25 protein-coding genes and 1 tRNA gene are annotated in these 26,818 nt (G+C 74.6%); 13 read left to right on the top strand and 13 right to left on the bottom strand.

Annotation, left to right across the window (positions count from 1 at the left end; all coding sequences use genetic code 11):
• Positions 1-12: 12 nt before the first annotated feature.
• From DNL40_RS03990 to DNL40_RS03980, 3 genes are read right to left on the bottom strand one after another with little or no spacing between them, the layout of a single operon-like run.
• The gene (locus tag DNL40_RS03990) at positions 13-3,126 is read right to left on the bottom strand and encodes an ATP-binding protein (protein ID WP_111249965.1); all 3,114 of its coding nucleotides are present in this window, start codon (positions 3,124-3,126) and stop codon (positions 13-15) included.
• Complete coding sequence (locus DNL40_RS03985; RefSeq protein WP_111249964.1) at positions 3,123-4,043, bottom strand: DUF3027 domain-containing protein; 921 nt, start codon at positions 4,041-4,043, stop codon at positions 3,123-3,125. Before DNL40_RS03985 ends, DNL40_RS03990 begins: the two co-directional genes overlap by 4 nt.
• Positions 4,044-4,057: 14 nt before the next feature.
• Positions 4,058-4,441 (bottom strand): cold-shock protein, encoded by a 384-nt coding sequence (locus tag DNL40_RS03980; protein WP_111249963.1) that lies wholly within the window; start codon positions 4,439-4,441, stop codon positions 4,058-4,060.
• A 190-nt stretch (positions 4,442-4,631) separates the two neighbouring features.
• On the opposite strand from DNL40_RS03980, the gene DNL40_RS03975 reads away from it, so the two are divergent.
• The gene (locus DNL40_RS03975; protein ID WP_111249962.1) at positions 4,632-7,028 is read left to right on the top strand and encodes a helicase-associated domain-containing protein; all 2,397 of its coding nucleotides are present in this window, start codon (positions 4,632-4,634) and stop codon (positions 7,026-7,028) included.
• Between the two features lie 26 nt (positions 7,029-7,054).
• Here the strand turns inward: DNL40_RS03975 and DNL40_RS03970 are convergent, their stop codons facing one another.
• Positions 7,055-7,411 carry a hypothetical protein gene (locus tag DNL40_RS03970; RefSeq protein WP_111249961.1) on the bottom strand — a complete coding sequence of 119 codons (357 nt, stop codon included), beginning with the start codon at positions 7,409-7,411 and terminating at the stop codon, positions 7,055-7,057.
• Positions 7,412-7,476: 65 nt separating this feature from the next.
• On the bottom strand, positions 7,477-8,061 hold the full coding sequence (locus DNL40_RS03965; RefSeq protein ID WP_146252009.1) for a hypothetical protein: 585 nt from the start codon (positions 8,059-8,061) through the stop codon (positions 7,477-7,479).
• Between the two features lie 230 nt (positions 8,062-8,291).
• On the opposite strand from DNL40_RS03965, the gene DNL40_RS03960 reads away from it, so the two are divergent.
• Complete coding sequence (locus tag DNL40_RS03960) at positions 8,292-9,971, top strand: DNA repair helicase XPB (protein WP_111249959.1); 1,680 nt, start codon at positions 8,292-8,294, stop codon at positions 9,969-9,971.
• Between the two features lie 101 nt (positions 9,972-10,072).
• Here DNL40_RS03960 and DNL40_RS03955 read toward each other — a convergent pair whose 3' ends face one another.
• The gene (locus DNL40_RS03955; protein WP_111249958.1) at positions 10,073-10,966 is read right to left on the bottom strand and encodes a helix-turn-helix domain-containing protein; all 894 of its coding nucleotides are present in this window, start codon (positions 10,964-10,966) and stop codon (positions 10,073-10,075) included.
• Positions 10,967-11,146: 180 nt separating this feature from the next.
• On the opposite strand from DNL40_RS03955, the gene DNL40_RS03950 reads away from it, so the two are divergent.
• The 3 genes from DNL40_RS03950 (at position 11,147) to DNL40_RS03940 (ending at position 15,141) form a co-directional block, all read left to right on the top strand.
• Positions 11,147-12,004, top strand: a complete 858-nt coding sequence (locus tag DNL40_RS03950) for an SDR family NAD(P)-dependent oxidoreductase (protein ID WP_111249957.1) — start codon at positions 11,147-11,149, stop codon at positions 12,002-12,004.
• Positions 12,005-12,145: 141 nt separating this feature from the next.
• Positions 12,146-14,248, top strand: coding sequence for a TPM domain-containing protein (locus DNL40_RS03945; protein WP_179950929.1), 2,103 nt, complete (start codon positions 12,146-12,148; stop codon positions 14,246-14,248).
• Between the two features lie 122 nt (positions 14,249-14,370).
• The gene (locus DNL40_RS03940) at positions 14,371-15,141 is read left to right on the top strand and encodes a PspA/IM30 family protein (RefSeq protein ID WP_111249956.1); all 771 of its coding nucleotides are present in this window, start codon (positions 14,371-14,373) and stop codon (positions 15,139-15,141) included.
• A 70-nt stretch (positions 15,142-15,211) separates the two neighbouring features.
• Here the strand turns inward: DNL40_RS03940 and DNL40_RS03935 are convergent, their stop codons facing one another.
• Entirely contained in the window at positions 15,212-15,979 is a 768-nt protein-coding gene (locus DNL40_RS03935; protein WP_245885646.1) for a type 1 glutamine amidotransferase, read from the bottom strand.
• 152 nt (positions 15,980-16,131) lie between these two features.
• On the opposite strand from DNL40_RS03935, the gene DNL40_RS03930 reads away from it, so the two are divergent.
• The 5 genes from DNL40_RS03930 (at position 16,132) to DNL40_RS03910 (ending at position 20,507) form a co-directional block, all read left to right on the top strand.
• The gene (locus DNL40_RS03930; RefSeq protein ID WP_111249955.1) at positions 16,132-16,734 is read left to right on the top strand and encodes an NYN domain-containing protein; all 603 of its coding nucleotides are present in this window, start codon (positions 16,132-16,134) and stop codon (positions 16,732-16,734) included.
• Between the two features lie 96 nt (positions 16,735-16,830).
• Positions 16,831-17,580, top strand: a complete 750-nt coding sequence (locus tag DNL40_RS03925) for a response regulator transcription factor (protein ID WP_111249954.1) — start codon at positions 16,831-16,833, stop codon at positions 17,578-17,580.
• Position 17,581: 1 nt separating this feature from the next.
• Positions 17,582-19,198 (top strand): sensor histidine kinase, encoded by a 1,617-nt coding sequence (locus DNL40_RS03920; RefSeq protein ID WP_111249953.1) that lies wholly within the window; start codon positions 17,582-17,584, stop codon positions 19,196-19,198.
• A gap of 125 nt (positions 19,199-19,323) precedes the next feature.
• The gene (locus DNL40_RS03915; protein WP_111249952.1) at positions 19,324-20,076 is read left to right on the top strand and encodes an HD domain-containing protein; all 753 of its coding nucleotides are present in this window, start codon (positions 19,324-19,326) and stop codon (positions 20,074-20,076) included.
• Positions 20,077-20,216: 140 nt separating this feature from the next.
• Positions 20,217-20,507, top strand: coding sequence for a WXG100 family type VII secretion target (locus tag DNL40_RS03910; protein ID WP_111249951.1), 291 nt, complete (start codon positions 20,217-20,219; stop codon positions 20,505-20,507).
• A 73-nt stretch (positions 20,508-20,580) separates the two neighbouring features.
• On the opposite strand, the gene groL is transcribed toward DNL40_RS03910, so the two are convergent.
• From groL to napA, 4 genes are all read right to left on the bottom strand, one after another.
• Positions 20,581-22,206 carry a chaperonin GroEL gene (gene groL / locus DNL40_RS03905; RefSeq protein ID WP_111249950.1) on the bottom strand — a complete coding sequence of 542 codons (1,626 nt, stop codon included), beginning with the start codon at positions 22,204-22,206 and terminating at the stop codon, positions 20,581-20,583.
• 321 nt (positions 22,207-22,527) lie between these two features.
• Positions 22,528-22,731: a cold-shock protein gene (locus DNL40_RS03900; protein ID WP_111249949.1), complete on the bottom strand. Its 204-nt coding sequence runs from the start codon at positions 22,729-22,731 to the stop codon at positions 22,528-22,530.
• A gap of 161 nt (positions 22,732-22,892) precedes the next feature.
• Complete coding sequence (locus tag DNL40_RS03895; protein ID WP_111249948.1) at positions 22,893-23,576, bottom strand: LytR C-terminal domain-containing protein; 684 nt, start codon at positions 23,574-23,576, stop codon at positions 22,893-22,895.
• Positions 23,577-23,619: 43 nt separating this feature from the next.
• Positions 23,620-23,925 carry a nucleoid-associated protein NapA gene (napA, locus tag DNL40_RS03890; RefSeq protein WP_111249947.1) on the bottom strand — a complete coding sequence of 102 codons (306 nt, stop codon included), beginning with the start codon at positions 23,923-23,925 and terminating at the stop codon, positions 23,620-23,622.
• A 210-nt stretch (positions 23,926-24,135) separates the two neighbouring features.
• Between napA and DNL40_RS03880 the strand changes: the two genes are divergently transcribed.
• Together DNL40_RS03880 and DNL40_RS03875 are read left to right on the top strand one after the other, a co-directional pair.
• The gene (locus DNL40_RS03880; protein ID WP_111250238.1) at positions 24,136-24,798 is read left to right on the top strand and encodes a uracil-DNA glycosylase; all 663 of its coding nucleotides are present in this window, start codon (positions 24,136-24,138) and stop codon (positions 24,796-24,798) included.
• Positions 24,799-24,827: 29 nt separating this feature from the next.
• Positions 24,828-25,760 carry an SGNH/GDSL hydrolase family protein gene (locus tag DNL40_RS03875; protein WP_111249946.1) on the top strand — a complete coding sequence of 311 codons (933 nt, stop codon included), beginning with the start codon at positions 24,828-24,830 and terminating at the stop codon, positions 25,758-25,760.
• Positions 25,761-25,813: 53 nt separating this feature from the next.
• Here DNL40_RS03875 and DNL40_RS03870 read toward each other — a convergent pair whose 3' ends face one another.
• Entirely contained in the window at positions 25,814-26,005 is a 192-nt protein-coding gene (locus tag DNL40_RS03870; protein ID WP_146252008.1) for a hypothetical protein, read from the bottom strand.
• A 163-nt stretch (positions 26,006-26,168) separates the two neighbouring features.
• Between DNL40_RS03870 and DNL40_RS03865 the strand changes: the two genes are divergently transcribed.
• The gene (locus DNL40_RS03865; protein WP_111249944.1) at positions 26,169-26,621 is read left to right on the top strand and encodes a hypothetical protein; all 453 of its coding nucleotides are present in this window, start codon (positions 26,169-26,171) and stop codon (positions 26,619-26,621) included.
• Between the two features lie 42 nt (positions 26,622-26,663).
• Here DNL40_RS03865 and DNL40_RS03860 read toward each other — a convergent pair.
• Positions 26,664-26,736: transfer RNA gene (locus tag DNL40_RS03860), tRNA-Thr, on the bottom strand.
• Positions 26,737-26,818 lie beyond the last annotated feature (82 nt).

Raw genomic sequence — 26,818 nt, 5'->3', positions numbered from 1 at the left:
TGCCCCCGGGGCTCAGCCCCAGGCCCTGACCGCCCACACCTCCTGCGCCCGCGCGGGCTCGGCGAGCGCCCGCTCGAGCACCGGACCCAGCGACGGCGCCCCCAGCACCTCGGCCAGCGCACGCGCCAGACCGGCCGTGCCCTCGGCGTGGGCCTGCCCGTCGTGCACCCACCAGGTCACGCGCCGGCCGCCCACCGTGAGCCGCTCGTGGTGGCGCCAGCGGTGGGGCAGGCGCGGGTCGAGGGCCCGCACCCGCTCGTCGACGTCCCGCAGGGCACCGGGGGCGTCGGGGACGAGATCGCCCTCGATGTCGCTCTCGTCGTCACCACCGTCACCACCGGCCAGCGGCAGGTCCAGCAGGTCGGCGAGCGCCGCGGCCGCACCGGGCGGGGCAGGGACCACAGGGCCGGTCTGCGACCACCGCGGCGCACCGGCGACGACGAGGTCCGACGCGTCGGCCACCGTGACCTGCACCGTGACGTCGGGCGTGACCTCAGCAGGGCGGGTGCGCAGCGCGGGGAGCCGCCCGGGCAGCGGGTCGAGCGCCTCGGTGTGCGGGCCGAGACGCACGGCCAGGGCCACCAGGCCCTCCCACAGGGCGAGCGCGTCCGTGAGCGCGACCGGAGCGCCCACCGGGGGCAGCCCCTCCAGCACCACGGGCCAGTCCTCCGACGTGAGCCCCGCGAGCGACCCGACCCCGCCGAGCGCGCGCAGCACCTCCGGGTCCAGCCCCCTCACCGGTGCGGGCGGAGCCGGGAGCAGCGGCACGTCGCCGTCCAGGGCGAACGGCGCGCCCAGGTGCCGGCGCAGCCACCAGGCGGTGTACGACGGCGCTGCCTCCGCGCCGGGCCGGGCCCCCGCACCCGGGCGGGCCGGTGCCAGCAGCGCCCGGCGCAGCAGCGGGTCGCCCGCCACCCGGGTCAGCGCCTGCGACCACGACCCCTCGGCCACCGCGTCCAGGTCGGCGACCGCTTCCAGGTCCCCGACCAGCACGTCCTCACCCCACCGCTCCGCGAGCGCATCGAGGTAGTCGTCCCACCCGGCCAGCCAGCCCGCCGGGTCGTCCGGACCCGGGTCGTCTCCCCCGCCCGTGTCGACGTCGCGCACGACGTACAGGTCCAGGTCCGCGTGTGCCCCGGCAGCCCGCAGCACGTGCGCCCCGTGGCGAACCACCTCGTCGACGTCCAGGAGGGCGAGGGCGTCCAGGTGCTCGGCCGCCCACGAGCCGGGCAGGGCGCACTCCCGCAGGGGCGCGACGTCCCTGTCGGCGGTCGCGACCGGCAGCTCGCCGAGCCAGAACGGCAGCGGGGCGTCCGAGCCGTCCACGGCCAGGCGGGCCAGGAGGAGCACCGCGTCCACCACGTCCTGCGGGCCGGCGCCGACCTGCTCGTCGTCGCCCCCGTCGTCGTCCCCGTCGTCGTCGATCACCTGGGCCGCCGCGGCGAGCGCAGCGGCCCGGACCGACGGGTCGCCCAGCAGGGCGCGGGGGTCGAGCTCCACGGCGCCCGCCCGCTCGAGCACGGGGTGCGCGGCGTCCGGGTGCACCAGCCGCACCCCGAGGGCCGCGGCCGCGTCCGCCAGGGGGTCGTGCGCTCCCGGCCTCTCGCCCGCCGTCGAGGGCTCGTCGTCCTCCTCCGGCCGGCCCGCGCCGTGCGGCCCGTCCGGCAGCACCGTCCCCCGCGGCCCGAGCACCAGCCGCCCGTCCGCGAGCGGCACCCGCACCCCGGCGAGCGCCTCGCGGACGGCGGGGTCCACGACGTGCGCGGCCAGCGCCGCGTACACCTCGCGCCACCGCGCCGGTGCCATGCCGCCGGGCAGCTCGTCGAGGGCGTCGGCCAGCGGCACCACCCGGGCGCCCAGCATCCGCGCCAGCGCGTGGAGCCGGGTCGTCAGGGCCACGGCGCCCAGCACGCGCGCGACCTCCCGGTCCTCTCCCACCGGGCCGGCGAGCAGCACCGCGTCGGCGGGCGCGACGAGACCGGCGCCCCCGGCGTCGGCCGCCGGGAGCAGCGGGGCGGTGCGCAAGGCGTCGACCGCCGCGTCGCGCACGACGGCGTCGAGGTCCCCGGCGGGCATCCCCGCCGGCACGAGCTCCAGCACGTCACCGCCTCGCTCGGGAGCGAGCCGGGCCAGCAGGGCCGCGTAGGCCCGGCCGGCCGCGACGGCCAGGCGCTCGGTGGCCGGGCCCGGCAGCACCCGGCGCCGTCCCGGGTCCACGGGGAACGACGCGACGAGCAGGGCAGGGAAGGAGAGGGGGACGTCCGTGGGCGTGGGGGCGTGCAAGGTCGCCGCCGCGAGCCCCGGCACGGGCCCGCGAGCCGGCTCGCCCCCGCGCGGCAGCGCCCACACCACCGACCAGTCGGTACGGCGGTGCTCGGCCGGCAGGTCGGCCACGTCTGCGGGGTCGAGCTCGCCCGCCTCGCGGTGCACCGTCCACCGTTCCTCGACGTCGCGCAGCACGCGGCGGTGCCGTTCACCGCGCGCGTCGACATGCTCGAGGGTCACCTCGTCCAGGCTCGGCAGCGCCAGCAGGAGGGCGTCGTCGACGGCGTCGAGCTGCGTGCGCACGGCCTCCAGAGCCTCGGCGTCGCGCAGCACGAGCTCCACCACGGTGTCGGGCTCGGCGGGCGTCGTGGCCGGCGCGGGGAACGGCAGCCGCAGCACCGGCACGTGCCCCTCGCGCAGGCCCAGGGCCTCGAGCGTGGCGGTCAGCGAGAACCGCACCCCGCCCGCCCGCGAACGCACCGTCACGTCGTCGGCCACCCCGCGCACGGCTGCGAACCCGACGCCGAACCGGCCCACCGCACCGGCGCCCTTGGCCGACGCACGCAAGGACGCCAGCGAGGCGACGCCCGCGGCATCGAGCGGCGCACCGTCGTTGGAGACCACCAACACCGCAGGTGAGCGGTGCCCTTCCAGACGAACCGTGACCCGCCCGGGCACGCCCGCGCGAGCGGCGGCGTCGGCGGCGTTCTGAGCGAGCTCGACCAGCACCCGGTCGCGGTAGTACCCGCGGGCGTGGTCCTCCTCGAGGTTCGCGTCCTCCCTCAGCCGGGTGCCCGAGCCACGCCACGCGTCCAGGACGGCGCCTCGCAGCGCCGACGTCCCGAACGGGTCGGCGGTCACTCCGCCTCGGGCTCGGCCTCGGCCTCGGTGGCGTCCGCGGCCGGCTCAGCCTCGGCGTCCGCCTCCACCACGGGCAGCGGCCCGGCCGCGGTGTCCACCGGGTCGGCCATCTTCACCGGCGCCAGCTCGACCACCTCGACGGTGTTCTCGTCGATCAGCGGGTCGGCGTCCGGCCAGTCGGACGGCGGCTGCTCCACGTCCGTCTCGGAGTGCGCGCCGCACCCGTGGTCGAGGGACACCACCTTGCCGTCGTCGGGCGACCACTCGTTGGCGCACACCCCGAAGAGCTGGCCCAGCGGCCCGGAGAGCGGGATCAGGAACCCGCACGAGAGGCACTCGGCGGGCGAGGCGACCGCCACCGCGGCGGTGGGCCCGCGGGAGCCGCGGTACCAGCGCTGGGCGGCCTCGTCGCGCCCCCGCGGCGACAGCACGCGCTGCCGCGCCAGGGCGAGCTCCTCGATCGCGACCGAGTCGAGCTCCTCGTCGCCCGTGGGCTCCCAGCCCGGCTCCAGGCGCGGGTCGTCCGGCTTGAAGGGCAGCACGTCCCCCGGGCCGATGTCCCCCGGACGCAGCCGCTCGGACCACGGCAGCCACTCGGGAGCCAGCAGGGCGTCCTCGCCCGGCAGCAGCTCCACCTCGCACACCGTGGCGGTACGGCCGCGCGGCACGCGGGCCACCGTGACCACCCAGTACCAGCCGCGGTACCCCGCCATCCCCGCGGCGAACCGGTGGGAGACCAGGCGCTCGCCCTCGACCACGGCACCGAGGTGCTCGCCGACGTCGGACGCCGACTCCGCGACCTCGACCGCGGCCTCGCGCGCCAGATCGACCGCGCCGACCAGCACGGCCTCCTTGGCGGTACGGGCAGACGCACCCGTGCGGCGGTTGCGGGCAGGAGCCTCGGCGGCAGCAGTCACGTTCTGATTGTCCCTCAGACCTCGAGGTCGTCCGCCACGGCACGCAGGAGCTTGGCGACGCGCTCGGCGGCAGGCCCCTCGGGGTACTTGCCCCGCTTGAGCCCGTCCCCCACGCGGTCGAGCACCTTGATCAGGTCCTCGACGATCGTGGCCATCTCCGACGGCGGCTTGCGCTTGGCCTTGACGACCGACGGCGCCGGGTCCAGGAGCTTGACGGCGAGGGCCGACGGACCGCGACGGCCGTCCGCCACGCCGAAGTCCACGCGGGCCCCGGGCTTGGGGTTGGCGACACCGTCGGGCAGCGCGGAGGCGTGCAGGAAGACCTCGCCGCCGTCGTCGGCGGCGATGAAGCCGAAGCCGCGCTCGGCGTCGAACCACTTGACCTTGCCGGTGGGCACTGTGACCTCGTTCTGTGCTCGTTGCGTCCATCGGCCCGCGGACCGGGCCGATGGACAACGTTACCGGCAGCGGGGGCGCAGCACCGCATCGTCCCCAGCATCGCCCCCAGGCCGCTGCCGGCGCGCTGACCCGCGCGCACACACCGCCGGCACCCGCGGCACGGGGCGCCGCGCGCGTAGCATCGTCGGGATGGCCACCTTCTCCGACGCGGTGCGGGAGAGGTCCGACGACGAGCTCGTCGCGCTGCTGCGCGCGCGCCCCGACCTGGCCTCCCCGTCGCCGTCGACGCTGCGCTCCCTCGCGGCCCGTGCCTCGAGCCGCACGTCGGTCGAGCGTGCCCTGGTGCACGCCGACACCCCCACCCTCCAGGTGCTGGAGGCGGTGCTCGCCCTCGAGGGCGAGCTGCCCGCCGTCGGCCCCGACGACGTCGCCGCCGCCGTGGGCGCGCAGGACCCGGACGCCGCCGCCGCCGTCCGCGGCCTCCTGGCCGCCGTCGCCGAGCAGGCCCTCGTCTGGGACGCCGGCGAGGCCGGCCAGCCCGACCTGCGACCCGCACCGGGGCTCGGCGAGGTCCTGGGGCCCTACCCGGCAGGGCTCGGCCCCCGGCGCGACCCGGGCTCCCCCGCACCGGACCTCACCGGCCTCGACAGCGCCGTGGCGGCGCTGCCCCCGGGCGCCCGCGAGGTGCTCGACGCGCTCGCGTGGGGCCCTCCCGCCGGCGTCGTGCCCCCCGACGGCACGGCCGCGCGCCGCGCCGTCGACGCCCTCGTCGACGCCGGGCTGCTGCAGCGCGCCGAGGCGCGCACGGTGGTGCTGCCGCGCGACGTCGGCCTCGCGCTGCGCGACGGGCGCACCCACCGTGACCCCGCGCTCGCCCCGCCCGCCCCGCGGTCGGCGCGCACTGTGCGCGAGGACACCGCCGACGCCGAGTCCGCGAGCGCCGCCCTGGAGGCGGTGCGACTGGTGGACGTGCTGGTCACCGCGTGGGAGGAGAACCCGCCGCCCGTGCTGCGAGCCGGAGGTCTCGGCGTGCGGGACGTGCGGCGTGCGGCGCAGACGCTGGACGTGGACGAGGCGACGGCGGCCGCGGTGGTGGAGCTCGCCGCCGCGGCGGGGCTCGTGGCGGACGACGGCGACGCCCCGGCGTCGTACGTGCCCACCACGGTGGCCGACGCCTGGGACGAGGCGGACGACGCCGACCGGTGGGCGATGCTCGCCGTGGCGTGGGCGGCCAGCCGGCGCACTCCCTGGCTCGCGGGCACCCGGGACGAGAAGGGAGCCACGCGGGCGCCGCTCTCGGCCGACCTGCACCGGGCGTGGGTCCCCCGGCTGCGGGGCCAGGTGCTCGCCGCCCTGGCGGGGATGCCGGGCCTCGCCCCGTCGACCGGAGACGTGCTGGCCGACCTCGCCTGGCGGACACCCCGGGCGGTGCCGCCCGAGCCCGCGGTGGAGGGCCTGCTGCGCGAGGCCGCGCTGCTCGGGATCACGGGGGCCGGGTCCCTGGCCGCACCCGGCCGCGCGCTGCTACCCGTGGTCACCGGCGAGCCGACGGCGGACGGCGGCGCGGCAGCGGCGCTGGCCGGCGCGCTGCGCGCCGTGCTGCCGGCCGAGGTGGACGAGGTGCTGCTGCAGGGCGACCTGACCGGGATCGTGCCGGGCCGCCCGTCGCGGGCGCTCGCCTCGCTGATCGGACGGACTGCCGACGTCGAGTCGCGGGGCGGGGCCACCACGGTGCGGTTCTCGGCGGCGTCGGTGACCCGGGCGCTCGACCTGGGGGCGAGCGCGGACGACCTGCTCGACGAGCTCGGCCGCCGCTCCCCCGTGCCCGTGCCGCAACCGCTCGAGTACCTGGTGCGGGACACGGCCCGCCGGCACGAGGCGCTGCGGGTGGGCACCGCGTCCTCGTACGTGCGTGCCGCCGACCCTGCCGTGCTGGCCGGCCTGGCCGAGGACCCACGGCTGGCCTCGCTCGGCCTGGTGCGCCTGGCACCCACCGTGCTGGCCACAGCGGTGCCCGCGGCGGAGCTGCAGGCCGCGCTGCGCTCGCGCGGGCTGCTGGCCGCGCTCGAAGGGCCCGACGGCCGCCCGCTCGGCCGGCTGCGCCGCCCGCCACGCATCGATCGCGGGCCCGGGCGAGGGGCGCGGTCGGCGTACGCCGTCGCTTCCGCGCCGGTGTCCGACGACGGCCGGCGCGCCCTGGTGGAGCGCCTGCGGGTGGCCGACGGCGGGGGCACGCGCAGCCCGTTCTCCAGCACCGCCGCCGGGGCCGACGCCGCACGCGCCACGGTGGGTGACGGCGCGGCGCACGCGATCCTGCCGCCGCCCACCGCCGTCGACCGCCTCGCCCGCACGGGAGCGGTGGACGGTGTCGCGGGCGACACGCTGGCCCTCCTGCGGGAGGCCGTGCGGGACGGCGAGCACGTGTGGCTCGAGCTGGTGGACGCCCACGGGAGACCGGCGCGGCGGCGCGTTCGGCCGCTGCGGCTGGAGGCCGGCCGCCTGCGCGCCCTGGACACCTCGCGCGGCGCGGAGCTCACCGTGGCGGTGCACCGCATCGCGTCGGTCGAGCCGGACGAGGGCGGCTAGGCCTCGTCCCCTACGCGCACGAGCCGCTACCGCCAACCCCACCTCGTCCGTCGAGGCACTCGCTCGAGATGGAGCTCGTGCACAGCCATCGACAGCACGTGGGCCGGCCCCCCACGGCGCACCGTCTCCTCTTCGGCAAACGCCGCGGCAGCTCGCAGATCATCGAATGCCGCGACGACGTCGGCGATGCGCGGTTCGCCCACGCAGACGAGGTGGGTGACATCCTTGACGCCGTGCCCGTCGACGGCCCGGGGGACTTCTTCCCACCGTCCCTCGAGCTCAGAGAAGCGTGCCTCCATCGACTCGGCGAGCTCCCGCGCCTCGTCCTCGGTGACCGCGATCGCTACGACCGGCTCCACGTTGTCGATCTGCACATCGCCCACGGGTTCGTTCCTCGGGGACCGCGCGTACACCGCGAAGCACGTCGCCGGGCCGGCACCGTCATCGTTCAGGGCTTGCACTTCAGCTCTGCCTGAGGTGTCGAGATGATCGAGTGGTAGTTCTTGCCGTTCCACAAGACGGTCCCTGCCGTCCATCCCACCCATGACGTGTTCTCGCTGGGGATCTTGCCGCACGTGAACTCGAAATCTGTCTGAGTCCACTTTGACAGGTTGTTGCGGGAGGCAACCTGCGTGTGCGCGGCCACCCAGAGCCCGGGCCCCCATCGATAGTCAGCGCTGTTTCCGTGCGTGATCTTGCTGACCCGCACGGAGCACGCCGTGGTGGGCTTGTGACCGATCGTCTTCTTGTTCCCTGATGTCCGCGTGTGCATGTGTTGAGTCGTCAGCTTGCACGGCGCCTTCTCATAGGTGGCCTGGACCGCAGCTCCACCCCTGCGGCTCTGCTCATAGACGCGCACCGCCTCCTCCGGGGAGTCGGCCTCGATGTACTCACCGTTCGTTCCAGCGAAGGCTGGTTCCTCCGAGACTGCGCCCGACTCAGGCTCAGCCTGCGCAACTGCAGCCCACGCAACCCCGAGCAGGGCTGCGACACAGCCCGCCGCCATAGCCCGTACAACGCTCCCGAATCGCACGTGCGCTCCTTCCAATGAACCCCTTGACCGTTATGGTCAGACCATAAAGCGGCGAGTGGTCCGCACTCGAGGACTTGTGAGGCGGAAGGATGACGATGACGCCTTCCCGCCATGCGCTCCGACCGAGGCCCGACAAGCCCGCGCCGCGCCTGCTCCCATCCGTCGCAGCGCGGAACACCCGAGGGCCACGCCGTGTTGGGCATCCTGGTACCCCGACGGAAGGAACCGCATTGGCCGACGGCCCGCTCATCGTCCAGAGCGACAAGTCGCTCCTGCTGGAGGTCGACCACCCGCGTGCCGACGAGGCCCGCCGGGCGATCGCCCCGTTCGCCGAGCTGGAGCGCGCCCCCGAGCACGTGCACACCTACCGGCTGACCAACCTGGGCCTGTGGAACGCGCGCGCGGCCGGGCACGACGCCGAGCAGGTGGTCGACACCCTCATCGAGTTCTCCCGGTACCCGGTGCCGCACGCGCTCCTGGTGGACGTGGCCGAGACCATGTCGCGGTACGGGCGGCTCACGCTGACCTCCCACCCGACGCACGGCCTGGTGCTGCAGGCCACCGACAAGGCCGTGCTCGCCGAGGTGCTCAAGTCGAAGCGGACCGCGGGCCTCGTGGGCGAGCGCGTCGACGACGAGACGGTCGTGGTGCACCCCTCCGAGCGCGGCCACCTCAAGCAGGTGCTCGTCAAGCTCGGCTGGCCCGCGGAGGACCTGGCCGGATACGTGGACGGCGAGAAGCACCCCATCGCGCTGTCCCCCGTCGCCGCGCCGCGCACACCGGACGAGGCCCCCAAGCCGTGGGAGATGCGCCCCTACCAGGCGCAGGCGGTGGACGGGTTCTGGCACGGCGGGTCCGGCGTCGTCGTCCTCCCCTGCGGTGCCGGCAAGACCATCGTGGGCGCGGGTGCCATGGCCAAGAGCGGCACGACGACGCTCATCCTCGTCACCAACACCGTCTCCGCACGGCAGTGGAAGGACGAGCTGGTGCGCCGCACCACGCTCACCGAGGACGAGATCGGCGAGTACTCGGGCACCCGCAAGGAGATCAAGCCCGTCACCATCGCCACCTACCAGGTGCTCACCACCAAGCGGAAGGGCGTGTACAGCCACCTGGAGCTGCTCGACGCTCGCGACTGGGGCCTGGTCGTGTACGACGAGGTGCACCTGCTGCCCGCACCGATCTTCCGCATGACGGCGGACCTGCAGGCCCGCCGCCGGCTCGGCCTGACCGCCACCCTGGTGCGCGAGGACGGGCGTGAGGACGAGGTGTTCTCCCTCATCGGCCCCAAGCGGTACGACGCCCCGTGGAAGGACATCGAGGCGCAGGGCTACATCGCCCCGGCGGACTGCGTGGAGGTGCGCCTCACCCTGCCGGAGCACGACCGCATGGTGTACGCGACGGCCGAGCCGGAGGACAAGTACCGGCTGGCGGCCACCGCTGCGGGCAAGAACCGGGTGGTGGAGCAGATCGTGGCGCAGCACCCGGACGACCAGGTGCTGGTGATCGGTCAGTACCTGGACCAGCTCGAGGAGCTCAGCGAGCACCTGGACGCCCCGCTCATCACGGGGGCGACGACGGTCCGCGAGCGCCAGCGCCTGTTCGACGCGTTCCGCTCCGGCGAGGTGACGCGGCTGGTGGTGTCCAAGGTGGCGAACTTCTCGATCGACCTGCCGGAGGCGTCGGTGGCGATCCAGGTGTCGGGGTCGTTCGGCTCCCGGCAGGAGGAGGCGCAGCGTCTGGGCCGTGTGATGCGGCCCAAGGCCGACGGCCGCACGGCGCACTTCTACGCCGTCGTCGCGCGCGACACGGTGGACCAGGACTTCGCGGCGCACCGGCAGCGGTTCCTGGCGGAGCAGGGGTACGCCTACCGCATCGTGGACGCGGAGGACCTGGGCGTCGTGAAGTGAAGGGTGGGGGCCGAGCGCAGCGAGGCACCCGCCCGTCACGGAACACAGCCCAGGTCCGACCCACGGACCCAGAGGACCTGGGCGTCGTGAAGTGAGCCCCCTCAGCCCGTCGTCGTGCGCCGCGGGCCGTCGGAGCCCGAGGCGAGGCCGCTCGTCGGGTGCGCCCAGCTCGCCAGCAGGTCCAGCGACTGCTGCGAGGGGGAGCCTGCGGCGGCCGTGTAGACGTACAGGGTCTGCTCGGCGTCCCCGGGGAGGGTGAGCGTCTCGAAGTCGACGGCGAGCTCCCCGACGACGGGGTGCCGCAGCCGTTTGGTGCCGTGGCTGCGCTGGTGGACCTGGTGCTCGGACCACCAGCGGCGGAACTCGGGGCTGGCGAGGGAGAGCTCGCCGACGAGCTGCTGCGTCTCGGGGTCGTCGGGGGTCTTCCCCGCGTCCAGGCGCAGGGCCTCGACGGCGTTGCGTGCCTGCAGCTCCCAGTCGAGGAAGAGGTCGCGTGCCTCGTCGGCCAGGAGCATCCAGCGGGCGTAGCTGCGCTCTCGGGGAGCCATCCGTGGGAAGTCCGCGAACAGGGCCCGTGCCATCCGGTTGGCGGCCAGCACGTCGGTGCGGCGCCCGAGGATCATCGCCGGCTGGGTGTGGAGCGACTCGAGGAGCTGGTGGAGGCCGGGCCGGACCCGCTGGACGGTGGTGCGTGCTCGGGGGCGCGGCCGGCCTACGGCTGCGACGAGGTCGTGCAGGTGGGTCCGTCCGGCCTCGTCGAGGTCGAGGGCCCGCACGATCGCGTCGAGCACCTGCACGGACGGCACGATCCGGCGGCCCTGCTCGAGCCGGGTGTAGTAGTCGGTCGAGACGCCCGCGAGGAGCGCGACCTCCTCGCGCCGCAGGCCGGGGACGCGCCGTACCCGGCCGTCGGCGGGCAGCCCGGCGCGCCGGGGGTCCGCCGCGGCGCGTGCACGCCGCAGGTAGTCGGCGATCTCCTCGTGCGGCGTGGGCATGCTTCCCATGCTGGCAGACCGGGTGCGGGTGGGACCTGGCCCGCCGAGTCCTAGGTTGCTGCGCCCAGGACGAGCCGGGCCGGTTGTGGGCCCCCGGTGGCCTGGCTGAGGCGTGACGCTGGATCCACGGCGCGATCGACCGCCGGCACACGATCCAGGTACACGTTCCAGGAGGAGCACATGACCCACCCCACCACCGGCCCGGCGACGTGGTTCGTCACGGGGGCCTCACGCGGTCTCGGCCTCGAGCTCGTCACGCAGCTCCTCGAGCGGGGTGACGCGGTCGCCGCCACCACCCGGTCGGTCGAGCGCCTCACCGCGGCGCTCGACGGTGTCGACACGGCCAGGTTGCTCCCGCTGGAGCTGGACCTGGCCGACGAGCGGCAGGTGCGCGACGCCGTCGCCGCGGCCACGGAGCGCTTCGGCGGCCTCGACGTCGTCGTCAACAACGCCGGCTACGGCTTCCTCGCCGCCGTGGAGGAGGTCACGGACGCGGAGGCGCGAGCCATGTTCGACGTCCAGGTCTTCGGCGTCTGGAACGTGCTGCGCGCGGTGCTGCCCGGCTTCCGGGAGGCGGGCAGCGGGCACGTCGTCAACGTCTCGTCGATCCTCGGGCTGACGTCCTTTCCCGGCTGGGGCCTGTACTGCGCCGGCAAGTACGCGCTGGAGGGCCTCACCGAGTCGTTGGCCGCGGAGGTGGCCGGCCACGGCATCCGTGTCACGCTGATCGAGCCGGGATACATGCGGACCGACTTCCTGCGGCCGCAGTCGCTCGGCCTGCCGAGCGCCACGAGCGACGCCTACCCCGCGATCCGGGAGATGACCGAGGCCCACCAGGCGATGCCGGGCACCCAGCTCGGTGACCCGGCGAAGGCTGCCGCCGCGATCATCACCGTCGCCACCACGGGAGGCGCACCGCTGCACCAGGTCCTCGGCTCGGACTCGCTCGGCTTCGCGGAGGCCCGCCTCCAGAGCCTCAGGTCCGACGTCGAGGCCGGCCGGGCTCTGGCGGTCACCACGGACGTGGTGGGCGGCTGACCTCCGCCGCTCACGGCCCGGCCCGGTGCTCCGGGACGGAGGGCCGGCCCGTGAGCGGTCTCGCCGGCCGGCGCGAGGGCCGTGACACGCCGGGCCCCGCCTGCGATTGCATCCCCGCAGGCAGCGGGCGACCATCGGGACGTGACCCGCCCCCTCCCGGACGTGCGCTCCCGCGTGCCCGCCCGTCTCGCCGCCACCGCCGCCGTCGTCCTCACGGGCGCTGCCCTGGCGGTGGCTCCCGCCGTCGTGCCTGGTGGAGCGGCTGCGGGGCTGCTGAGCGTGGCGCGTGCGGAGCCCCCGCTGACGACGCTGGACGGCGCGATCACGGACCGTGCGGGCGTGCTGGGGGACGACGAGGCGCAGGTGCGGGCGGCGCTGGACCGGCTCGCGGACGAGACGAGGTACCAGCTGTTCGTCGTGTACGTGGACGACTTCGAGAACATGGACGGCGAGAGCTGGGCGAACGCGACCGCGAACAACGCCCGGCTGGGGGCGCAGGACCTGCTGCTGGCGGTCGCTCCGGCGGAGCGGCTGTTCGGGTTGTCGTACGTCAGCGGTGGTGACCTGTCGGAGCGGGACGTCGACGTGATCCAGGACGCCGTGGCCGATCGGTTGCGGGCGGTGGGGGACGCGCCTGCCGATGACGCCGACTGGGGGTCGGCGGCGGTGGTCGCTGCGGACGCGACGCGGGCTGCGCTGGCGTCGTCTTCCGGCCCTGAGGTCTCGCCGCTCGCGCTGAGCGGGGGCGCCGTCGTGGTGGCCGGTGGCGTGGGCGGCTGGTTGTGGTGGCGTCGGCGCCGCCAGGAGCGGGGCGTCCCGGCGTCGTCGGCGGACGAGCTGGCGGGGCTGCCCACGCAGGACCTGGACCGGCGGGCGAGCAGCGCCCTGGTGGCGATCGACGACGCGCTGCGGACGTCGGAGCAGGAGCTGGGGTTCGCGCAGGCCGAGTTCGGCCTGGAGGCGACGACGGCGTTCGAGCGGGCGCTGGCGCAGGCCCGGGAGGACGTGCGGCAGGCGTTCGCGCTGCGGCAGCACCTGGACGACTCCACGCAGGAGGCGGAGCCGCAGCGCCGGGAGCTGCTGACGCGGATCGTCACGCTGTGCGACGGCGCGGCGGACGCCCTGGACGAGCAGACGGCCGCGTTCGACGACCTGCGCAAGATCGCGGAGCGGGCCCCGCAGGTGCTGGACGAGACGCTGCAGCGGGCCGACGAGATCGCCGCGCGGATCGACGTCTCCCGGCAGGCGCTCGCCACGTTGTCGAGCACGTACCCGGCCTCGGCGCTGGCGTCGGTGTCGGCGAACCCGGACCAGGCGGCGTCCTTGGTGGACGGTGCTCGTTCGGCGGTGGAGCAGGGCCGTGCCGCTCTCGCGAAGAGGGACCGGGGCACGGCGGTGGCGCACGCCCGGGGCGCGCAGAACGCGCTCGGGCAGGCGGTGACGCTGCTGGACGCCGTCGATCGTGCCGGGCAGGACCTTGCGGAGGCGGGGCCGCGGCTGGAGCGCGGCATCGCCTCGATCACGCAGGACATCGCGGACGCCGCCCGCCTGGCGCCCCTGGTGAGCGCCGCGGGCGACGCGAGCGTCGCTCCGGCCGAGGCGGAGGCTCGCGCCGCCGTCGAGGAGGCGCGCGCGGCGCGGGACGGCGGTGACCCGCTGGCGGCGCTGGCGCGGCTCACGGCGGCGGAGGCGGCCCTCGACAAGGCGCTGGAGCCGGCGCGCGCCAAGGCGGAGGCCGACGCCCGGGCGACGGCCCTGCTGCGGGACACGGTGGGTCGGGTCGAGTCGCAGGTGCGGGCGACGGAGGACTTCGTGGCCACGCGCCGTCGCGCCGTCGGGCCTGAGGCCCGCACCCGCCTGGCAGAGGCGACACGGCTGCTGGGCGAGGCGCGCTCGTTGCACCCGGCGGACCCGCCCGCTGCGCTGGCCCGCGCCCAGCAGGCGGAGCGGTACGCGCAGGCGGCGGCCCGCGCCGCGCAGCAGGACGTCGCGGGCTGGGGCCAGCAGCAGGGTGGCGGCGACGTGGGTGGCATGGTGCTGGGCGGCATCCTGCTCGACTCGATCCTGCGCTCCGGCGGCGGTCGCGGCGGGTTCGGCGGCAGCACGTACGGGCGATCCGGCAGGTCGTCGGGCAGGCCCGGCGGCCGGGTCGGTGGCGGGTTCGGCGGTGCCGGGTTCGGCGGGGGCCGCCCGGCGGGCCGCGGTGGCGGGGGCGGGCGCAGCGCCCGCGGCGGCAGGTTCTAGTGCGGCCCGCACCTCCGGCCCGCACGGCGCCCCTGGCTTCCCGGCTTCCCGGAACCGGGAGCGGCACGTCGAGCGTTGGTCCCTCCGGGACCACCTGATCGAGGACGAGGAAGGCACCACCCATGACGCAGAAGCAGAGCATCCTCGGGCGCATCGCCCAGCTCACGAAGGCCAACGTCAACGCGCTCATCGACCGCGCCGAGGACCCGCAGAAGATGCTGGACCAGCTGGTGCGCGACTACACGAACAACATCGCCGAGGCCGAGCAGGCCATCGCCCAGACGATCGGGAACCTGCGCCTGGCGGAGCAGGACTACAACGAGGACGTCGCCGCGGTCCGTGAGTGGGGCGGCAAGGCCGTGGCGGCCTCGCGCAAGGCGGACGAGTACCGCGCCGCGGGCGACACGGCGAACGCCGACAAGTTCGACCAGCTGGCGCGTGTGGCGCTGCGCAAGCAGCTCGACGCCGAGGCAGAGGTCAAGCAGGCCCAGCCGATGATCGAGCAGCAGCGCGTCACGGTGGAGAAGCTGAAGAACGGCCTCGCCGCGATGAAGGACAAGCTGGGCGATCTCAAGAGCCGCCGCGACCAGCTCGTGGCCCGGCAGAAGTCGGCCCAGGCGCAGCGCACGGTGCAGACGGCGATCAGCTCCATCAACGTGCTGGACCCGACCAGCGAGCTGGCCCGCTTCGAGGACGCGGTGCGCCGCGAGGAGGCGATGGCGATCGGGCAGGCCGAGGTGGCGGCCTCGTCGCTCGACGCCCAGTTCGCCGAGCTGGCGGCCTCGGACGCCGACATCGAGCTGGAGGCACGCCTCGCGGCGCTCAAGCAGGGCAGCACGCCGGCCCCGCAGATCTCGCCGACGTCGGTCACGGAGCCCGAGTCGAGCTACTGACCTCTGCGACGCCGCAGCGCCCCGGACCGCACAGGTCCGGGGCGCTGCCGTGTCAGGAGTCCAGGTGGGCTCAGCGCGCGGCGTACGCGTCCACCTGGGCGGCGAAGGCGCCGCCCAGCGTGATGACGAGCCGCGCCAGCTCCGCCGCGTGGGCGTTCATCTGCGCGTCCACCGCCGCGGAGTCGACGTCGTCGTGCTCCCGGGCCCAGCCCAGGGCGATCGACTTGCCGGCCTCGGGGTGGAACTGGATGCCGAGGGCGGAGCCGAGGCGGAACGCCTGGTACGGGTAGGTGTGCGACCACCCCAGCCAGACGGCGTCCGAGGGCAGGTCGCAGACCGCGTCGGCGTGCATGCTGACGGCGTGCGCCGGCCCGGGGAGCTCGGCGACGACGGCGCCCAGCACGGGGTCGGTCCGGGCGGCGTCGCGCCAGTGCACCTCGATGACGCCGGCCTCCCGCCCGGGGGGCGCGGCGACCTGGACGGCTCCCCCGCCGGCGACGGCGAGCAGCTGCGCGCCGAGGCAGATCGCGAGGGTCGGCACCCCGCCCCGGGCCGCGGCGGCGAGCAGGTCGCGCGTGGCGGGCAGCCACGGCGCGACCTCGTCGTCGTACGCCGTCATGGGCCCGCCGAGCACGACGAGGCCGGCTCCCACCGCGTCGAGCGCGGGCACGGGCTCGCCGCGGTCCAGGCGGACGACGCGGACGCCGCCGCCCAGCGAGGACGCCAGCAGCCCGAGAGGCACGTCGGGAGAGTGCTGCAGGACGGTGATGCGGGGCGTGCCGCCGAGGTTCTCGTCCGTCGGGACGGCGATGCCCGGTCGCTCGAGGATGTCGGTCACGAACGAACAAGGTACTCGCGTCCCCGGCGCCCGTGGCAAGCCCCCAGGTGGTGACACCCGCAGGGGGCTCGCACACCGGGCCGGAGGGCCCGCGGAGACGGGACGCAGGTCCCGCCCACCACGCGGGCCGCTTCGCAACTACGCTGAGGGCCATGTCGCAGTCCTTCGCCGCCACCCCGCCCGCCACCGACGGGCCCGGGGGTCGCAAGACGTACCTCCTGGTCGACGGCGAGAACATCGACGCCACCCTGGGCATGAACGTGCTGGGCCGGCGCCCCAACCCGGACGAGCGCCCCCGCTGGGACCGCATCACCTCCTTCGCCCACAAGGTGTGGGGGCAGGACGTCGTCCCGCTGTTCTTCCTCAACGCGTCGTCCGGCCAGATGCCGATGCCGTTCGTGCAGGCGCTGCTGGCGATGGGGTACCGCCCCATCCCGCTGGCGGGGTCCGGGACGGAGAAGGTGGTGGACGTCGGTATCCAGCGCACCCTGGAGGCGCTGGCCGACCGCGACGGCGACGTGCTGCTCGCCAGCCACGACGGCGACTTCCTGCCGCAGATGGAGGCGCTGCTGGGCGACGGCCGCAGGGTGGGCCTGCTCGCGTTCCGCGAGTTCGTCAACGCGCGGTTCGCCGAGCTCACGACGCGCGGCATGGAGACGTTCGACCTCGAGGGTGACGCGGACGCGTTCACCACGATGCTGCCCCGCGTGCGGATCATCCCGCTCGAGGAGTTCGACCCGCTGCGCTACCTGTGACGTCCGGGCGGGCCGGAGCACCGGTCCGCGCCACGCCCAGGTTCTCCCCAGGTCTTCTCCCAGGCAGCGCCCAGCGACCGGTCGCACACTGGATCCATGTCGAGCACCACCACCCCGGAGGCGCGGCTCGTCGTCGTGGACGACGAGCCCAACATCCGCGAGCTGCTGTCCACGTCCCTGCGCTTCGCGGGCTTCGAGGTCCACGCTGCCGGTGACGGTGCGGGCGCCCTCCAGCTGGTGCGCGACCTCGAGCCCGACCTGGTGGTGCTCGACGTCATGCTGCCTGACATGGACGGCTTCACGGTGACTCGTCGCATGCGCGAGACCGGCCGGCACACCCCGGTGCTGTTCCTCACGGCCAAGGACGACACGCAGGACAAGGTGCAGGGCCTCACGGTGGGCGGCGACGACTACGTCACCAAGCCGTTCAGCCTGGAGGAGGTCGTGGCCCGCATCCGGGCGGTGCTGCGCCGCACGCACGCCGGCCAGCCGGAGGACGACGCGGTGCTGCGCGTGGGCGACCTGGAGCTCGACGAGGACAGCCACGAGGTGCGCCGGGCCGGCGTCGAGGTGGAGCTGTCCCCCACCGAGTTCAAGCTGCTGCGCTACCTCATGCTCAACTCTGGCCGGGTGCTGTCCAAGGCGCAGATCCTCGACCACGTGTGGCAGTACGACTGGGGCGGCGACGCCAACATCGTCGAGTCGTACATCTCCTACCTGCGCCGCAAGATCGACGCGCTCAAGGTGCCCGGGCCGGACGGCCAGGAGCAGCCGCTGCCGCCGCTGATCCACACCAAGCGCGGCATCGGCTACCTCTTGCGCGCCCCGCAGCAGGTGCGCGCCTGACGTGACCGACGACCGGTCGCCCGCGCCTCCGGGACCCGTCGGCCGGGTGGTGTCCCGGACCGTCGCGTGGCTGCACACGGTGCCCCTGCGCGCCCGCCTGGTGACGATCATCGCGCTGCTGCTGGCGATCGGCCTGGGCGTGACCGCGTTGACGACGCAGACGATCGTCTCGCGCTACCTGGTCAAGCAGGTCGACGAGCAGCTGGACCGCACGGCGTCGAGCGCTCGTGCGCTCAACCTGGCGATCGGGGGCTCCGGTTCGGGGCCGAGCGACTACTACGTGCTGCTGCGGGACGCCTCGGGCGGGTCGCAGCGGCTGACGTGGGACCCGACGGTGCGTCTCTACGGCGAGCCGAGCGTGCCGCCCATGACGCAGGACGAGGTGGACGAGCGCCAGGGCGTCCCGTTCACCGTGGGCTCGAACGGAGGCAGCCACCCGACGCAGTGGCGGGTGGTGGCGGTGAACGTGGCCGTCGAGCCGCGGCAGACCCCGGCGGTGGCGTTCGTGGCGCTGCCGCTGACGCGCGTGCACGAGGCGTCGAACCTCCTGGCGGTGACCCTGTCCGCCACGGGGATCGGCATCATCTTCCTGGGTGCGGGCGTGGCGTGGCTGCTCGTGCACCGTTCCTTGCGCCCGCTGCGGCAGATCGAGACGACGGCGGCAGCGATCGCCGCGGGCGACCTGGCCCGCCGTGTGCCCGCGGCCCCGCCGTCGACCGAGGTGGGTTCGCTGGCGACGTCGCTCAACGCGATGCTCGCCCAGATCGAGCAGGCGTTCGCCGCCCGGGCGGAGTCCGAGCAGCGGATGCGGCGCTTCGTCTCGGACGCCAGCCACGAGCTGCGCACCCCTCTGGCGACGATCCGCGGCTACGGGGAGCTGTACCGCATGGGCGCCCTGGACGACGACGCCAAGGTGGCCGACACCATGGGCCGTATCGAGGACGCCGCGCGCCGCATGGGCGCGCTGGTCAACGACCTGCTCGACCTCGCCCGCATGGACGAGGGTCGCCCCTTGCGGCACGACCCGGTCGAGCTGGTGCGGCTGGCCGACGACGCCGTGCAGGACCTGCGCGCCCTCGACCCGTCCCGCACGGTGACGGTCGTCCCGCTCGCTCCTCCGCCGGGGCCCGACGGCGCGGGGGCGCCCTGCGCCGGCACACCGGCGTCGCTGGTGGTCACCGGCGACGGCGACCGCCTGCGCCAGGTGCTCACCAACCTCGTGGGCAACGTGGCGCGGCACACGCCCGCGGGGACCCCGGCCGAGGTGGCGCTCGGGCAGGTGCTGGACCCGCTCGCGGGGCCGACCGCCGTCGTCGAGGTGCGCGACCACGGGCCGGGTGTGACGCCGGAGCAGGCGCAGCGGATGTTCGAGCGGTTCTACCGGGCGGACTCCTCCCGCAACCGCGGCTCGGGCGGGTCCGGTCTGGGCCTGGCCATCGTGGCCGCCATCGTGGGGGCGCACGGCGGGGCCGTGGACACCCGCACCACGCCCGGCGGCGGCCTCACGGTGCGTGTCCGGCTGCCCCTCGCACCCCAGGGCGTGGAAGCGAGTGACGCACCGGGTCCCGAGCATGGCTACGATGGCCCGTCGTCGTCACCCCCGCGGCCGGTGCCGTGAGCCCCTCCCGGGCGTGCGGGCACCGCCCCGTCACGACCGGGTAACGCCTCCCCACGGGCGCACCCGGGAGTAATACGCTGGTGACGAGGACAACGCCGTAGTCACCGACCGAAGGTCTGATAGCCATGGGCGTCAACTGGACTGACGCACCGCAGTGGTTCTGCTCCTCGTTCTCCCGGGCCGCTCAGGGCGCGGGAGCGACCGCTCCCGCCCGGGAGATCGCCGACCTCGGTGACGAGCTCGTCGCTCGCTGGTCCGCACCGGACCGCCACTTCCACAACCTCAAGCACCTCGCCACGGTGCTGCACCGTGTGGACGAGCTCTCGCAGGAGACGCACGAGCCCGACCTGGTGCGCCTGGCGGCCTGGTACCACGGCGCCGTGTTCTCCTCCGACCGCAAGACGACGTACGACCTCAAGGGCGGCGAGCAGACCACCGCCAGCGCCGAGCTGGCCCGCAAGGAGCTCACCGAGCTGGGGATGCCGGAGCGCAACGTGGACCGGGTGGCGGCGCTGGTGGACTCCCTGCTGACGCACTCGCCGGACCCGCGCGACACGGACAGCCAGGTGCTCAACGACGCCGACCTGTCGGTGCTCGCCGCCGAGCCGCAGCGTTACAAGGAGTACGCGGCGGCGGTGCGCTCGGAGTACTCGCACATCCCCACCCGCGACTTCCTGCGGGCACGCGTCCGGATCCTCGAACGGCTGCTGCAGCGCCAGCGCCTGTTCTGGAGCCCCATGGGCGCGGCCTGGGAGAACCCGGCCCGCCAGAACATGGAGGCGGAGCTGGCGCGGCTGCTCAAGGAGCAGCGCTGCCTGCCGCCGGAGGAGGAGCCGGAGGGCTCCGACGCCGTGGCAGAGGCCGCCGCGCCCCGCTGACCGGCACCCGCACCTCCGCCGTCGCGGGATCCACAGCCTGTGGAGGAAGCCTGCGCCGGCAGGCCCGCCGGCCCTAGCGTCGTCGTCGCCCGGACCGTCCGGGTCACGACGGCGGGCAGCGCCCGCGCGAAGGGGACGACATGCGGTACGACGTCGACAGCGACCGGGTGGCTCAGGCGAGCGCCGCGGTCAGCGGATCGGTCACCAACATCCGGGGCGAGGTGGGCGCCATGATGCGCCATCTGCAGGACCTGCAGTCGAGCTGGCACGGTGGTGCGGCCTCCGCGTTCACCGGGGTCATGACCCAGTGGCAGTCGGCGCAGGTGCAGGTGGAGCAGGCGCTCGACTCCGTCCAGGCGGCGCTCGCGTCCGCGGCCCGCACCTACGCCGACGCCGAGGCCCAGGCCAGCCGCCTGTTCACCACCCGCTGACCCCCGCGTCAGAGAGAGGGAAGGCCCGTCTCCCCGAGGGGAGACGGGCCTTCCGTCGTTCAGCGGGCGTGGATCAGAAGTCCATGCCGCCCATGCCACCGTCACCGGCGGGCGCAGCCGGGGTCTTCTCCGGCTTGTCGGCCACGACGGCCTCGGTGGTGAGGAACAGCGCGGCGATCGACGCGGCGTTCTGCAGCGCCGAGCGGGTCACCTTGACCGGGTCGTTGACGCCCGCGGCGAGCAGGTCCTCGTACACGCCGGTGGCGGCGTTGAGGCCCTGGCCGGCCGGGAGGTTCTTGACCTTCTCCGCCACGACGCCGCCCTCGAGACCGGCGTTGATCGCGATCTGCTTGAGCGGGGCCGAGATGGCGGCCTGGACGATCTGGGCGCCCGTGGCCTCGTCACCCTCGAGCTCGAGCTTCTCGAACGCGGCGGCACCGGCCTGGATGAGGGCCACGCCACCACCGGCGACGATGCCCTCCTCGACGGCGGCCTTCGCGTTGCGGACGGCGTCCTCGATGCGGTGCTTGCGCTCCTTGAGCTCCACCTCGGTGGCCGCGCCGGCCTTGATGACGGCGACGCCGCCGGCCAGCTTGGCGAGGCGCTCCTGCAGCTTCTCGCGGTCGTAGTCGGAGTCCGACTTCTCGATCTCGCTGCGGATCTGGTTGACGCGGCCGGCGATGAGGTCGGCGTCGCCGGCACCCTCGACGATCGTGGTCTCGTCCTTGGTGACGACGACCTTGCGGGCCTGGCCGAGCAGGTCGAGCGTCGCGTTCTCCAGCTTGAGGCCCACCGTCTCGGTGATGACCTGGCCGCCGGTGAGGATCGCGATGTCCTGCAGCATGGCCTTGCGGCGGTCGCCGAAGCCCGGGGCCTTGACGGCGACGGACTTGAAGGTGCCGCGGATCTTGTTCAGCACCAGGGTCGCCAGGGCCTCGCCCTCGACGTCCTCGGCGATGATCAGGAGCGAGCGGCCCTGCTTCATCACCTGGTCGAGGATGGGCAGCATGTCCTTGACGTTCGAGATCTTCGACTCGACGAGCAGGACGTACGGGTCCTCGAGGACGGCCTCCTGGCGCTCCGGGTCCGTCTCGAAGTAGCGGGCGAGGAAGCCCTTGTCGAAGCGCATGCCCTCGGTGAGCTCGAGCTCCAGGCCGAAGGTGTTCGACTCCTCGACCGTGATCACGCCCTCCTTGCCGACCTTGTCGAGGGCCTCGGCGATGAGCTCGCCGATGGCCGGGTCGCCGGCGGAGATGGCGGCCGTGGCGGCGATCTCGTCCTTGGTCTCGATCTCCTTGGCCGCGTTGAGCAGCTGCTCGGTCACGGCCTCGGTGGCCTTCTCGATGCCGCGCTTGACGGCGATCGGGTTGGCACCGGCGGCGACGACGCGCAGGCCCTCCTTGACCAGGGCCTGGGCGAGCACGGTGGCGGTGGTGGTGCCGTCACCCGCGACGTCGTCGGTCTTCTTGGCGACCTCCTTGACGAGCTCGGCACCGATCTTCTCGTACGGGTCCTCGAGCTCGATCTCCTTGGCGATGGAGACACCGTCGTTGGTGATCGTGGGGGCGCCCCACTTCTTGTCGAGCACGACGTTGCGGCCCTTGGGGCCGAGGGTCACCTTGACGGTGTCGGCGAGGGCGTTGAGCCCGCGCTCCATGCCTCGACGAGCTTCCTCGTCGAACGCGATGATCTTGGCCATGGGGACTTGTCCTCCGCTGGATGGCTTTGTCGTGGCCGGCGAGGCGCCCGCGACGGACGGCTCGCGACCGGGCGTTCATGTCACGTCCCGGACGCGGGCCTCACCTGTCGGCCGTTGTACTCCACCCTCCGCGGCGAGCCGCCCCGGCCTCGCGGCCGGCGGGCTGTCACTCGGACCCGGAGAGTGCTAACGCCATTATTGGCACTCGCCCAACGAGAGTGCAAGACGCTCCGCCGGTGGCAGAACCGTCGCCCCGGACGACGACGGGCCGGTGCCCGCGGCAGCACGCCGCAGGCACCGGCCCGTCCGGGGCGCCCGGCCTTACAGGGGGCGGACCTGCTCGGCCTGCGGGCCCTTCTGGCCCTGGCCCAGCTCGAACTCGACCTGCTGCCCCTCCTCGAGGGTGCGGTAGCCGTCGGTCTGGATGGCGCTGTAGTGGACGAACAGGTCCTGACCGCCGGAAGCAGGGGTGATGAACCCGTACCCCTTCTCCGAGTTGAACCACTTGACGGTGCCCTGGGCCATGAAAACTTCTCCTCGTACTTCCCAGCTCCAGGACGCTCGCCGTCCGGGAGTGAGGCGAGCCTAGTGGCCGCGGTCACACGAGGAAAGCGTGAACCGTCCCTCACGTCGCGCTGACCTGGGGGTTCGGCAACGGGCCGACGCCGGCCGGCGGCCCGGGCAGGTCACTGCACGGGGGTCAGCGGACCGTTGATCACCACGACCACGTCGCCGTTGCGCACGTTCTGCTGGCTCACGTTCTCGCTCGGGATGCCGAGGATGGCGGCCACCGCGGCCGCCGTGTCGCTGCGGCCCTCGTTGTACCAGACCACCGTGTCGGAGGTGCCGGAACCGCCGGCCGGGTAGTTGGTGGCCTCGAGGTTCGTGAAGCCGTAGGCGGCGAGCGCCTCGCTCCCCTTGGCGGCCTCGCCGCTCGGCCCCTTGTCGTTGAGCACCCGGATCTGCGCGCTGGTGCTGCCCGCAGCGACCAGGGCCTGGATGTCCTGCCCGGGCTCGGCGCCCTCGCCGTCCGCCGGGGGCTCCTCGCCCTCGGGCAGCTCGGTGCCACCCTCGGCCGGAGGCTCCTCGGCACCCTCGCCGGCATCGCCCTCGGCGCCCGGGTCGACCGCGTCACCCTCGGCCGGGGCCGTCTGGGTGACCTCGCCCTCGGCCACGGGAGCGGAGCCGCCGTCGTCGGAGAGCAGGGACACCGCGCCGATCGCGATGCCTGCGAAGACGACCGCGACCAGGAGGAAGGGCCAGGCGTTGCTCCACCCGCTGCGCGGGGAGCGGTGCACGCCCACCGGGGCGTCATCCGGCCCGCGGACGTCGAACTCGTCGGGCGGGTACGGGTACTGGCTCTTGCTCACGCCCGACAGGGTAGCCGCTCCCCGACCGTCCGAGGGGAGGCGGTCAGGCCCTGTCGTCGGACAGCCTGCGGGCCGAGCGCGCCCGCTGGCGGGTGGCTCGCATCCGCCGCAGGCGCTTGACCAGCATCGGGTCCGCCGCGAGCGCCGCGGGCGAGTCGATCAGCGCGTTGAGCACCTGGTAGTAGCGGGTGGCCGACATGTCGAACAGCTCGCGGACGGCCTGCTCCTTGGCACCGGCGTACTTCCACCACTGCCGCTCGAAGGCCAGGATCTCCCGGTCGCGCTCCGACAGCCCGGCCGCGGCGTCGGCCGGAGCCTCCGTCGCCTGGTGCACCATGGCCTCGCTCATGCCCCCAGGGTACGGCGCGAACCACAACGGTGTCATTCGCCGCCGTCCCGTGCCGGGTGGCCGCCCTTTTCACCCGTCGACGCCGGTAGCCTCGCCGTCGTGGAGCCGACGACCGAGCCGACCGCACCGACCGCGCCCCAGCCCGCCGAGAGCCCGACGCAGGGCCCGGCGCAGACCCCGGCGCAGGGCCCGACGCAGGGCCGCCGCCCCCTGGCCGAGGTGATCGACCCGGGCTGGGCGGCCGCGCTGGCCGACGTGGAGCCGCTGATCCACCGGATGGGCGACTTCCTCCGGGCGGAGCTCGCGGCGGGTCGCCCCTACCTGCCGGCGGGCGAGGACGTGCTGCACGCGTTCAAGCGGCCGTTCGACCAGGTGCGCGTGCTCGTCGTGGGACAGGACCCGTACCCGACCCCAGGTCACCCCATGGGGTTGTCGTTCTCGGTGCAGCCGCACGTGCGGCCGGTGCCCAAGTCCCTGGCGAACATCTACACCGAGCTGATGGACGACGTCGGCGCTCCGCCGCCGTCGAACGGCGACCTGCGCCCCTGGGCCGACCAGGGCGTCATGCTGCTCAACCGGGTGCTGACCGTCCAGCCGGGCAAGCCCGCCTCCCACCGCGGCAAGGGCTGGGAGGCTGTGACGGAGGCGGCCATCAAGGCGCTCGTGGCGCGCGGCGGCCCCCTCGTGGCGATCCTGTGGGGCCGCGACGCCTCCTCCCTCAAGCCGTGGCTCGGGCAGGTCCCGTACGTGGAGAGCCCGCACCCCAGCCCGCTGTCGGCCTACCGCGGCTTCTTCGGCTCCAAGCCGTTCTCCCGCGTCAACGCCCTGCTGGAGGCGCAGGGCGGGCAGCCCGTGGACTGGCGCCTGCCCTGACCGCGGGTGGCCGGGGGCACAATGGCCGGGTGACCCCCACCGAGCCGGACCAGCAGCCCGCGCCCCCGAGCACCTCCGAGCCCACCGCCGTCGTCCCGGACCACGCGTCGGCGGCAGCGGCCGCCCACCAGGAGCACCCGCACCCGGTCCGGTGGTCGCGCTACGTCGCCGTCGGCGACTCGTTCTCCGAGGGCCTGTGGGACCCGTACCCCTCGCCGGACGGCACCCCCGCGCCGGAGGGCGTCGAGTCCGACGCCGTGCAGCGCGGCTGGACGGACCGGCTGGCCGAGACCCTGTCGGCCCGCCGCGTCGCAGCGGGCCAGACGCCCCTGGAGTACGCGAACCTCGCGATCCGCGGGCGCCAGCTGCGGCCGATCATCGCCGAGCAGCTCCCCGTGGCCCTGGCCGCACAGCCTGACCTCGTCTCACTGGTCGGCGGCGGCAACGACATCCTGCGCCCGAACGCCGACGTCGACCTGATCTCCGAGGCGCTCGAGGACGCCGTCGTGCGGGTGCGCGCCACCGGCGCCGACGTGCTGCTCGCCGCCGGCTTCAAGGCAGGCGGGGCGCTGAGCTTCACGCGGGGCCGCGTGGGCGTCTTCAACACGAACATCTGGTCGATCGCGCGCCGGCACGGCGCGTACGTGCTCGACCTGTGGGGCATGCGCTGCCTCGGCGACCTGCGGCTGTGGGCCGACGACCGCCTCCACCTCACCCCGGAGGGGCACCGCCGCGTGATGAACGGTGCGCTCGTGGGCCTCGGCCTGGAGCCCGACGACGCCGACTTCGACGTGCCGCTCGACCCGGCTCCGCCGCTGCCCTTCGTGGACAAGGCCAAGGCCGACGCCGAGTGGGCCAAGGTGCACGTGGTGCCCTGGGTCCAGCGCCGCATCCGTGGCACCTCCAGCGGCGACGGGCGGGCCCCGAAGTGGCCGGAGCCGACGAGCTGGCCGCACGCCTGACACGCACGCAGGCCCGCTCCCTGCACGGGGAGCGGGCCTGCGTCGTCTCCGGGTCAGGCGCCCGGCCGCCGGGCGCCGTCGCCGCGGACCGGGACCGGTGCGGGCGCGTAGCGCTCCCGCGTGGCGACGGAGACCGTCACGAGCATCGTGACGAGCGCCGCCAGCCACAGCACGGCCGCAGCCGGGCGCAGCGGCTCGAGCTGGGACAGCAGGATCAGCAGGGGCCCGAGCCGCAGCAGACGCATCGCACGGTACGACGAGCGGTGAGGGCGGGTGTGGCGGGACGTCATCGTGGGGCCTCCGTCGCGTGGGGTCGGCGCCCCCAACCTAGCGCAGCGCGCCTCCACCGCTCCTGCCGCCAGCCCCCGCACTAGCCTGGTGGGGAACGGCGTCGACCAGGGAGCCACCATGAGCGATCAGCAGCGTCCGAGCACCGCCGACAGGGTCGCGGAGAAGATCCGCAAGGCCGCGGACGAGGGGATGAGCAAGGCGCGGCCCGCGTGGGAGAGCAAGGGCGCACCCCGGGTCGCGTCCGGGGCCGCCCGGGCCGCCCGGTGGAGCGAGAGCGTCCGCGAGCGTGCCGACCAGCGGGCGGTGGAGTACTCGTCGGAGGACCGCCCCTCCAGCAAGATCCTCGGCGGGGCGCTGGGCGTGGGGGCCGCGCTGGCTCTCCTCGGCGCCGAGGCGTCGCGCTGGGTGGGCAAGAAGTCCGAGGAGTCGGTGAGCCGCCCGGCGGCTTCCCCCGACGCCGGCGCGGAGGCCGCCTCAGAGCCGATCCCCGGCCCGGAGCCGGGCCCCGCGTCCGCGGCCCCGACGGACCCGGTGACCGACCCGGTCACGCGGCCGGGCGAGCCGCTCTGACGGAGACCTCTGGGGGACCTCCGAGGAGACCTCCGAGACGAGAGCCGCCTGTCGGGTTCGAACCGACGACCTTCCGTTTACAAGACGGGAGCTCTACCAGCTGAGCTAAGGCGGCGTGCGGCGCGGCCGTACTCGTCTCTCAGCCGGTCGTCAGCAGGTCAGCGGGCGGCCTCGGCCACGGCCTGCTGGAGGGCGGC

This window comes from Xylanimonas oleitrophica (assembly GCF_003244315.1).
Classification (GTDB): domain Bacteria; phylum Actinomycetota; class Actinomycetes; order Actinomycetales; family Cellulomonadaceae; genus Xylanimonas_A; species Xylanimonas_A oleitrophica.
Note: the sequence above shows the minus strand (reverse complement) of the source record. Positions and strands in the feature narration are given on the sequence as shown.

Bases quoted from the DNA above. Each gene is read 5' to 3' on its own strand.
- DNL40_RS03975 (WP_111249962.1), top strand. From the start codon at position 4,632: ATGGCCACCTTCTCCGACGCGGTGCGGGAGAGGTCCGACGACGAGCTC.
- DNL40_RS03955 (WP_111249958.1), bottom strand. From the start codon at position 10,966: ATGCCCACGCCGCACGAGGAGATCGCCGACTACCTGCGGCGTGCACGC.
- DNL40_RS03950 (WP_111249957.1), top strand. From the start codon at position 11,147: ATGACCCACCCCACCACCGGCCCGGCGACGTGGTTCGTCACGGGGGCC.
- DNL40_RS03940 (WP_111249956.1), top strand. From the start codon at position 14,371: ATGACGCAGAAGCAGAGCATCCTCGGGCGCATCGCCCAGCTCACGAAG.
- DNL40_RS03930 (WP_111249955.1), top strand. From the start codon at position 16,132: ATGTCGCAGTCCTTCGCCGCCACCCCGCCCGCCACCGACGGGCCCGGG.
- DNL40_RS03925 (WP_111249954.1), top strand. From the start codon at position 16,831: ATGTCGAGCACCACCACCCCGGAGGCGCGGCTCGTCGTCGTGGACGAC.
- DNL40_RS03915 (WP_111249952.1), top strand. From the start codon at position 19,324: ATGGGCGTCAACTGGACTGACGCACCGCAGTGGTTCTGCTCCTCGTTC.
- DNL40_RS03910 (WP_111249951.1), top strand. From the start codon at position 20,217: ATGCGGTACGACGTCGACAGCGACCGGGTGGCTCAGGCGAGCGCCGCG.
- groL (WP_111249950.1), bottom strand. From the start codon at position 22,206: ATGGCCAAGATCATCGCGTTCGACGAGGAAGCTCGTCGAGGCATGGAG.
- DNL40_RS03900 (WP_111249949.1), bottom strand. From the start codon at position 22,731: ATGGCCCAGGGCACCGTCAAGTGGTTCAACTCGGAGAAGGGGTACGGG.
- napA (WP_111249947.1), bottom strand. From the start codon at position 23,925: ATGAGCGAGGCCATGGTGCACCAGGCGACGGAGGCTCCGGCCGACGCC.
- DNL40_RS03870 (WP_146252008.1), bottom strand. From the start codon at position 26,005: ATGCGTCTGCTGCGGCTCGGGCCCCTGCTGATCCTGCTGTCCCAGCTC.
- DNL40_RS03865 (WP_111249944.1), top strand. From the start codon at position 26,169: ATGAGCGATCAGCAGCGTCCGAGCACCGCCGACAGGGTCGCGGAGAAG.